The organism is Frigoribacterium sp. RIT-PI-h (assembly GCF_001297205.1).
Taxonomy (GTDB): domain Bacteria; phylum Actinomycetota; class Actinomycetes; order Actinomycetales; family Microbacteriaceae; genus Frigoribacterium.
In genome coordinates, this window is the sequence record NZ_LHOZ01000043.1 from 1 (window position 1) to 7,058 (window position 7,058).

7 protein-coding genes are annotated in these 7,058 nt (G+C 72.6%); 2 read left to right on the forward strand and 5 right to left on the reverse strand.

Going from position 1 to position 7,058, the window contains the following annotated elements; all coding sequences use genetic code 11:
- Positions 1 to 219 (forward strand): hypothetical protein (locus tag AEQ27_RS17670; RefSeq protein WP_161805469.1); only part of this gene is annotated, 219 nt, incomplete at its 5' end.
- Positions 220 to 283: 64 nt separating this feature from the next.
- Here AEQ27_RS17670 and AEQ27_RS03750 read toward each other — a convergent pair.
- Positions 284 to 952 carry a response regulator transcription factor gene (locus tag AEQ27_RS03750; protein ID WP_054145450.1) on the reverse strand — a complete coding sequence of 223 codons (669 nt, stop codon included), beginning with the start codon at positions 950 to 952 and terminating at the stop codon, positions 284 to 286.
- Between the two features lie 29 nt (positions 953 to 981).
- Positions 982 to 2,520 carry a sensor histidine kinase gene (locus AEQ27_RS03755; protein WP_054145451.1) on the reverse strand — a complete coding sequence of 513 codons (1,539 nt, stop codon included), beginning with the start codon at positions 2,518 to 2,520 and terminating at the stop codon, positions 982 to 984.
- A gap of 185 nt (positions 2,521 to 2,705) precedes the next feature.
- Between AEQ27_RS03755 and AEQ27_RS03760 the strand changes: the two genes are divergently transcribed.
- Positions 2,706 to 3,194, forward strand: a complete 489-nt coding sequence (locus AEQ27_RS03760; protein ID WP_054145452.1) for a Dps family protein — start codon at positions 2,706 to 2,708, stop codon at positions 3,192 to 3,194.
- A 111-nt stretch (positions 3,195 to 3,305) separates the two neighbouring features.
- Here the strand turns inward: AEQ27_RS03760 and AEQ27_RS03765 are convergent, their stop codons facing one another.
- From AEQ27_RS03765 to AEQ27_RS03775, 3 genes are all read right to left on the reverse strand, one after another.
- On the reverse strand, positions 3,306 to 4,973 hold the full coding sequence (locus tag AEQ27_RS03765; protein WP_054145453.1) for an ABC transporter ATP-binding protein: 1,668 nt from the start codon (positions 4,971 to 4,973) through the stop codon (positions 3,306 to 3,308).
- Entirely contained in the window at positions 4,970 to 5,542 is a 573-nt protein-coding gene (locus tag AEQ27_RS03770) for a GbsR/MarR family transcriptional regulator (protein ID WP_054145454.1), read from the reverse strand. Before AEQ27_RS03770 ends, AEQ27_RS03765 begins: the two co-directional genes overlap by 4 nt.
- Before the next feature lie 80 nt (positions 5,543 to 5,622).
- A partial coding sequence (locus AEQ27_RS03775) for a serine hydrolase domain-containing protein (protein WP_369813582.1) occupies positions 5,623 to 7,058 on the reverse strand: 1,436 nt, incomplete at its 5' end.

A 7,058-nucleotide genomic window follows, 5' to 3' on the forward strand; every position in this document is an offset into this window, starting at 1 on the left:
GGCTGGACCTTCACCGACCCCTGGGGGTTCGCGCGGGCGGGCGACGTCTTCGCCGCCGGCACGACCCTCGACGGCATCCACCCCACGACGGCCGGTTACGAAGCCCTGGGCCACGCGTTGCGCGACACCGTCCTCGACGTGGCGGGCCCGCGGGCCGTCGCCCCGCAGGCGGACTCCCCCGCCGACCCGGCCGACGCCGCTCCGGGCACGACCAGCTGACGACACCCGTCCGACGCTCCGGCAGCCGGTCGCCGGAACTCCGGCGAACCGGAGACGAGCCGACTCAGTGCTGCAGGAAGGCGAGCACGGCCAGCACCCGACGGTGGTCGGTGCCGCTGTCCTCGAGCAGGAGCTTCTGGAAGATCGAGGTGACGTTCTTCTCCACCGCACCCGTGCCGATGACCAGCTCGGCCGCGATGGCGGCGTTCGTGCGCCCCTCGGCCATCAGCGTCAACACCTCTCGCTCACGCGGCGTGAGCGCGGCGAGCGGATCGCTGCGACGGCCCAGCAGCTGCGAGACCACCTGCGGGTCGAGGACCGTCCCGCCGTCGGACACCCGGCCGAGCGCGTCGCGGAACTCGTCGAACGAGGCGATGCGGTCCTTGAGCAGGTAGCCGACCCCGCCCGAGCCTGCTTCGAGCAGGTCGCGGGCGTAGGCCACCTCGACGTACTGCGACAAGAGGAGGATGCCGAGGTCGGGCCGACGGCGTCGCGCCTCGATGGCGGCCCGGACGCCCTCGTCGGTGTGGGTGGGCGGCATGCGGACGTCGAGCACGGCGATGTCGGGACGGACCTCGTCGAGGTCGGCCAACAACGAGTCGGCGTCACCATACGCCCCGACGACCTCGACCCCGATCTCGTCGAGCAGTCGGACGAGCCCCTCCCGCAGCAACACCGAGTCGTCGGCGACGACGACGCGGAGGGGCTGACGGGAGGGGCTCTCGAGACTCACGCGTCCAGACTACGGGCGCAGCCCACCGACTACGGTCGCGCGGGCGGCCCGGCCGACGGGTCGAGCGGCGCGTCGGGCAGTGCCGCGTCGGGCAGTGCCGAGTCGGGCAGGGCCGTGTCGGGCAGCGGCTCGGTGGCGGGCGTCGACGAGAACGGCGGCAGCGGCTCGGGCGGCAGGGGCAGCGTCGGGTTGCTCGGCACCTCGACCGCCATGGGGATGCTCACCGTGACGATGGTCGGCCCGCCCTGTGGGCTGCTGATGTCGAGGAAGCCGCCGAGGCCCACGAGGCGTTCCTGCACGCCGGCGAGACCGTGACCGTCGCGCAGTCCCGCGCCGCCACGTCCGTCGTCCGTCACGACGAGCTCGAGCAGCGTGCCGATGCCGTCCGGAGCCTGACGCGTGCGCAGCACGAGGTCGGCGCTGGCCGCCTCGGCGTGCTTGCCCGTGTTCGTCACCAGTTCGGACGCGATGAAGTACGCGTTGCGCTCGATGTCGCTCGGGATGACGATGTGCGCGGGCACCCGGTTGAGCATCGTGGTCGGCACCACCGAGCGGTCGACGAGCGACTCGAGGGCCGCGACGAGGCCGCGGTCCAACAGCAGAGGAGGCGCGAAACCGCGGGACAGGGCGCGCAGCTCCTCGAGGGCCTCGCGGGACTGCACCCGCGCCTCCTCGATGAGGGTCTTGCTCTTCTCGGGATCGGTGTCGACGGCACGGGAGGCCGCCGCGAGGTCCATCTGCAGGCGGACGAGCCGCTGTTGCGGGCCGTCGTGGATGTCGCGTTCGAGCCGTCGGAGGGCCGTGCCCTCGGCGGACAGCGCGGCCGTGCGCGAGATCTCGCGGTCGGCGAGCTCGACCTCGAGTTGCTCGCTGCGGAACCCACCGAGCATGACGGCGGCGATCGCCTGGTGCATGACCACGAACCCGTGCACGACGTAGGGGTAGACCAGCACCACGCCGGCGAAGAGGGCGAGTGCGAGGACGACGAGCACCGCGCCTCCGCCGTTGCCGATCGCGGACGCCCAGTTGAAGGTGTCGAACGGAGGCAGGGCCTGGAAGACGAGCACGACCCCCAGGACCGCGAGCACCGGGCCTGCCACGAGGCCCACGAGGACGAAGGTCGAGAAGCCCGCCACGATCGGGAAGACCACGACGCCGTAGAGCAGGTAGAGCCAGTAGTGGGGGTTGGCGAAGACCGAGACGGCCCGCACGAAGCGGTTCGTGGACCGGCCCCACTCGGTGTTGGGCGTCCAGTCGACGGGTCGGATCGGACGGTCGCTGGCCCAGCCCAGGCGGAGCACCTCGAAGGTGCCGAACCACCGGGCGATCCAGAGGGCGCCGAAGACGACGACTGCCAGGAAGACGAGGGTGAAAAGCGAGTCGCTCGACCCGCTGACCGTGTGCAGGAACAACGAGGCGGCCACCGTCACGATGACGACGAGGACGGCCGAGAGGGCGACGTAGCCGAGTTCGCGCGGCAGCTCTCGCCAGCGTCGTCGGTAGCCGCCGGGGCGGGACGGAGGCGAGAGGTAGGGGTTCGCGGCGGTGATGGTGGTCTCCTGGATCATGCCTCCGAGCCTGGTCTGGGCGGGGCGTCCACCCCATGGTGCCAGCGCCCGGAACGCCGGTGGGGTTATCCCCCCTCACGAGCCGGGTCAGGTGAGGCTGTCCTAGGTGAGCCGAGCCTCAGCTTGCTTGCGGAATTCTCCCAGACGTCTAGCGTTGCCTCCATCGTCTAGGAAAGGACCACGTCATGACCGACATCACCCGCACCGTCCCCCAGGGTTCCGTCGACCCCGACGTCGCCGCCGGCGTCGCCCAGTTCCTCAGCCAGATCGTCACCGACATGACGGCCCTGTCGGTCAACGGCAAGCAGGCCCACTGGCACGTGCGCGGCATCGCGTTCGTCGCCGTCCACGAACTCATCGACGTGGTCGTCGACCACGCCCGTGAATGGGCCGACCTCGCCGCCGAGCGCGTCGTCGCCCTCGGCCTCCCGGTCGACGGTCGCATCGAGACCGTCGCCGCCAAGACGGTCATCCCCCCGACCTCCCCCGGCTTCAACCAGATCGACGTCCCCATCGCCGAGCTGGTGGCCCAGATCGACGCCTCGCTCGTCGCCGTCCGCGAGGCCATCGACGAGCTCGGCGAGCTCGACGCCTCGAGCCAGGACGTCGCCATCGAGATCTCGCGCGGCCTCGAGAAGGACCGCTGGTTCCTCGCCGCGCACCTCGCCGGCTGACCTCCTCGCCAGACGGACGAAGGCCGCCACCCCGCCCGGGGTGGCGGCCTTCGCCGTGCGGCGACCTTTCAGCGACGCGCAGCGGGGTCGCGGCGACGATGCGTCAGGTGCTCAGGCGCTCACGCGCTCCTCACGACGTCGGCGCTGCTCGACCGGGTCGGGCACCGGTGCCGAGGCGATCAGACGGCGGGTGTAGTCGTCCGAGGGCGAGGTCAAGATCTCGCTGCGGTCGCCGATCTCGACGAGGCGGCCGGAGCGCAGCACGGCGATCCGGTCGCAGAGCGAGTCGACGACGGCGAGGTCGTGGCTGATGAACAGGCAGGCGAAGCCCAGCCGGCTCTGCAGCGAGCGGAAGACGTCCAGCACCCGGGCCTGCACCGACACGTCGAGAGCGCTCGTGGGCTCGTCGGCGATGAGCAGCTCGGGGTCGAGCGCCACCGCCCGGGCGATCGCCACGCGCTGACGTTGACCGCCGGACAGCTCGTGCGGGTACCTCTCACGCCACGCCCCGCCCAGCCCGCCGTCGGCCAGCCGGGCGTCGACCCGGGCGGTCCGTTCGGAGCCCCGCAGGCGCCGCCGCACCTGCAAGGGCTCGGCGACGGTCTGGGCGATGCTGTACCTCGGGTTCAGCGACGTCGTCGGGTTCTGGAAGACGACGGCGACCCGCTCCCGCATGACGGCGATCTCGCGCCGTCGGGCCGGGCTCCGGTCCCCCCCCGTCGCCTGTCCGCTCCCCGCCGAGATCGGGGCCAGGCCGATCGCCGCCCGCCCGATGGTCGTCTTGCCACTGCCCGACTCGCCGACGAGGCCAAGGATCTCACCGCGGGCGACCTCGAAGCCCACCCCGTCGACGGCACGGAACCGGCCCACGCGGCGGCGGCCGCACTCGACGACGAGGTCGTGCACGGCGAGCGCCGGGGTCGCCTCGCCCGTCACCCCCGCGTCGGGCGCGGCCGGGTCGGTCGGACGCGGCTCGACCGCGACCCGGTCGCCCACCCGGGGCACGGCGTCGAGCAGGTCTCGCGTGTAGTCGGCCGCCGGGGCCGCGAACAGGGGTCCGACGTCGTTCGTCTCGACGACCTCGCCCGAGCGCATCACGACCACGCGGTCGGCGAGGTCGGCCACCACCCCCATGTCGTGCGTGATGAGCAGGATGCTGGTGCCCGACCCGCGCTGGAGGCGGCGGAGAACGTCGAGCACCTCGGCCTGCACCGTCACGTCGAGCGCGGTCGTGGGCTCGTCCGCGATCAGCAGGGCCGGGTCGGAGGCCAGGGCCATCGCGATCATGATCCGCTGGCACTGGCCCCCCGAGAGCTGGTGCGGGAAGGACTTGAGCCGTGCCTCGGGCTCGGGGATCTCGACGCTCGCCAGCAGCCCGACCGCGCGGGCCCGCACGGCCGCCCGACTCGCGGTGGGTTCGTGCCGCCGCACGGCCTCCTCGATCTGGAACCCGACCGTGAAGACGGGGTTGAGGGCTGCCGAGGGGTCCTGGAAGATCATGGCGATCCGCTCGCCTCGCAGATGGCGCACGGCGCTCTCGGGCCGCCCGACCAGTTCGTCGCCGTCGAACACGATCGACCCGCCGACGGTGGCGTTGGCGGGCAGCAGACCCAGGACCGACATGGCGCTGACGCTCTTCCCCGAGCCGGACTCGCCGACCACCGCGAGCACCTCCCCCCGGCGCACGTCGAACGAGGCGCCCTGGACGGCGACCTGGTCGACCCCGTCGACGTCGAAGCGGATGGTGAGGTCGCGGACGCTCAGCAGCGGGTCGGTCATCGGGGCTCCTGGCTCGGGTCGGGTGGCGTGGGCTCGGCCTCCTGGGCCGTCTCGTCGCGATCGGCTTTGAAGGCCTCCCAATCGGCGAGCATCTTGCGGTGGTACTGCGAGACCCAGGCCATGTAGTCGCGGCCGTTGACCAACCGGCGCCGCACCTCCTCGTCCTGTCCGTTCGCGGGGTCGAGCACCGAGAGTCCCTGCTCGATCGTGATGCGCTGCCGGTCGAGGTAGCGGCGCTCGCCCGCGAGCCAGCTGCCCCAGATGTCGTCCTCGGCCCGGAAGTAGTGGCTGCGGTCACCGGGCACGACGTGCCTCTTGATGAACCCCGAGTCGACCAGGCGTCGCGTCGACATCGAGACGGAGCCGGCGCTGGCGCTGAGGGCCGAGCCCAGGTCGGCCGACGAGACGTAGGGCTCGCGCATCATCATCAGGTAGCCGAGGATGCGCCCGTCCATCAGGGCCGAGCCGGCCATCTCCCACATGACGGCGAACTGCTCGACGAACTCGCGGCGGGCCGCGTCCCCCACGGGGGGGGCGGTCGCGGCGGTCGGGGCGTCGTCGCTCGGCATGCGTTCTCTCGATCCGTGGGGTCCCGTCTCGGCAGGGCGGGCGCTTCGCCGCCAGCCTAGATCGACGGTCGCGGACGTCGTCATCCGTCGAGCTCCGTCACCGGGCGCATGCTCATGCCTCCGGAGCCGCGGAGCAGCGTGACCCGGCCGTCGTCGTCGAACTCGTAGCGCATGGTCTCGCCCACCGACCCGAAGCCGTTGCCCTGCGCGATGAGCACCTCGCGGGGCCCGGTCACCCGCAGGCGGTCGAGCCCCTCGACGGGATCGGGGGCACCGGGGTGCAGCGCGACCAGGTTCTCGCCCAGCAGGGCGACGTCGACGATGCCGAACTCGCCCGCGAACCGGCCGGTGAACCGGGCCGGGTCGACACCGGACGAGGAGGCGCGGGTCGCCAACCCGGCGGGGGCCGCCTCCCGCGCCAGGTCGAGCAGGCGCAGCACGCCCGACGAGAGGGAGGTGGCGGGTCCGTCGACGGCGTTGGTGAGGACCGAGACAGCCAGCCCGATCGAGGGATCGAAGAGCGTGCGGGTGATGTGTCCGGGGTACCCGCCGGAGTGCCCGACCACGCGGTGCCCGCCGACGCGGTCGATCACGAACCCGAGGCCGTAGTGCGCCGAGGCCGGCTGCGACGCGTCGGACTGCCAGGCCTCCCGTTGGGCGAGCCGTTTGCTGTGCTCGCTCAGCAGGCGCTCGTCGCCGTCGAAGTGCGCCGAAGCGTAGCGGACCAGGTCGGAGGCCGTCCCGTAGAACCCCGTCGCGGCCGCCATGGCCCGGGTGTCGACGTGGTCGAGCCTCACCCGGGTCTGCGACACGTGGCGGCCGCTGTGGCCCGCCGCGTACTCGGCGGCGCGGGCGTCGGCCCACTCGGGCCCCGTGTGGGTGAGGCCGAGGCGGGCGACGATCGGCCCGGTCACGAACTCGCCGTACGACCGACCGGACGCCGCGGCCACGACCAGGCCGAGCAGCGAGTACCCGAGGTTGCTGTAGTTGAAGGCGGACCCCGCGGGCGCCTTGTCGCCGTGGTCGACCAGCATGTCGAGCAGCTCGCCCTCGTCGGGGAACGGACGGCCGTGCTGCCAGTAGTCGCCGTCGAGGCCGTCCCGGATGACTCCGGCGCCGTGCTCGAGCAATTCGCGGACGGTGGCGTCGGCCAGCGGCGACCCCGCCTCGGCCAGCCGCGGCACGAACGTCCCCACGGGGTCGTCGAGTCGGAGGGCTCCCCGCTCGACGAGCTGCAGGACGGCCGTGGCGGTGAAGGTCTTCGAGTGCGAGGCGATGCGGAACAGGTGCTCCGTGGTCAGCGGGACCCGCGCCTCCTCGTCCGCCAGGCCGTGGGCGGACGACAGCTGCAGGCCTCCGTCGAACCAGACCGCGGTCTGCACCCCGGGGACCCGCTCGCGCCAGCGGCGGTAGGCCAGCCACCCGTCGACGTAGGGCAGGGCGGACCGCAGGTCGGCGACCTGCTGCACGGTGAGGGCGGGGGTGGCGGTCGAGGGGGTCACGGGTCCTCCGGTGG